A 1,618-nucleotide genomic window follows, 5' to 3' on the forward strand; every position below is an offset into this window, starting at 1 on the left:
CCGTGCGCAGCCAGAGCAGGGCCGCGGCCAGCGCCACGGCCGCCAGCAGCAGCAGCAGCGCGCTCACCACGTAGGTATAGGAATACATGCGGGTGGCCGCCACCGTGAAGAAAGCATATACTCCCAGTATCATGGCCAACACGGGCAGCAGGCGCCCCAGCTGGCCGCGGCGCGTCAGCAGCACCAGGCCCAGTGCCATTAGCACCAGCAGGGCGCCGTAGTGGGTGGGCAGCATGCTGAAGTGGTAGTACCAGGGGTAGTCGTGGCCCTCAAGCGGCTCGAAGAAGTGCCGGGTGTTGTAGGCGCGCTCGTAGGCGCTTTCGAGCGGGAAGCGCCACGCCGAATAGAGCTGCCAGGGCAGCGCCACGGCCACGGCCACCGCCACCGATGCCGCCAGCCGGCCATATTCGGCCCAGCGGCGCGGCGACTCCTGCAGGATGGCTACTCCCCAGCCCGCGTACACTACCAGGCCCGGCAGCCATTTGCACAGCACGGCCGCCCCGGCAAACACGCCCACCAGCACCAGCCAGCGCCACGGCCGGCCGCCGCGTCGGTACTCGTAATACGCCCAGATGCTGGCCGTGACGTAGGCCGCAAAGGCCACGTCGTTGTGGTCCATGCCAATGACGCCGCTGGTTTGCTCCAGCTGGTAGAACGCAAACGCCGCCAGCAAAGCTGCCACGTAGCCGGTGTCGGCGTCGAGCAGCAGCCGGCCCAGCCGGTACACCGGGTACAGCACCAGGCTGCCGAGCAGCGCACTGGGCAGGCGCAGCGCCACTTCGTTCACGCCGAACAGCTTCATGCTCAGGGCCATTTGCCACATAAACAAGGGCTGCTTGTGCAGCCAGATGTGGTTGCAGCACCAAGCTTTGTAGTCGTAGGGCAGCAGGCCGGGGTGCAGCATGGGCGCCAGCGGGTGCTGCATCATGTTTTTGGCCACCACGGCGTGAAACCGCTCATCCCACTCGTGCAGAAAGGGGTCGAGGGCGGCCATTACCAGGCGCAGCAGCAGCGCGGCGGCCATCAGCAGGCCTACGGCCCAAGCCATGCGCTGCCGGTACCACGCGCCCACGCTGCCCGCCAGCAGCAGGCCGCTCCCCGTCAGCAACCCCATTTGCAATCCCTGGCTCAGCATATCATTTACTTAATAATGTGGACATTACCACACTGCCCGCTGCCGAAACACCGAATGCACCCGCACGCCGTTCACGAAGGTGCGGTGCACCTCGAAGGGGTACTCAAAATCTTCCGGATGCCAGCGGTAGTTCGTCACCACGTAATCGGCGCTGTCGGCCTCGTCCACAAACACCAGCCGGTCGCGCTGGGCCAACGGCAGCATTAGCGCGTTGAATTTGGCGGGCTCCGGCGCAGTTTCTTTTATTTTGATGCGGGGCCGGTTATCCTGGCTCACAATGTATTCCAGGTCCTGGCGGTAGCCCACGCCCCAGTAGTCCAGCTCGAAGCGGTGCTCCACATCGGTGCCGGCCAGGGCATTGAAATAGACGTTTTGCAAGGGATGGTCATGAATCATCTGCCCCGTAGTGATGAGCAGGCACAGGCCGGTGGCTACGTACAGGGCGCGCGGCCAGCCCGCCCACCGGGGGCGCCACCGGGCCGC

Annotated in this window: 2 protein-coding genes; both read right to left on the reverse strand. The window is 65.2% G+C overall.

The annotated features are described in order from the left end of the window. Window positions 1-1,135, reverse strand: a 1,135-nt coding sequence (locus tag ACYVDE_RS22115) for an ArnT family glycosyltransferase (RefSeq protein ID WP_460503701.1), incomplete at its 3' end; no start/stop codon positions are given. 24 nt (window positions 1,136-1,159) lie between these two features. Further along, on the reverse strand, window positions 1,160-1,618 hold a 459-nt coding region (locus ACYVDE_RS22120), incomplete at its 5' end, for a hypothetical protein (RefSeq protein WP_460503702.1).

The organism is Hymenobacter agri (assembly GCF_054778495.1).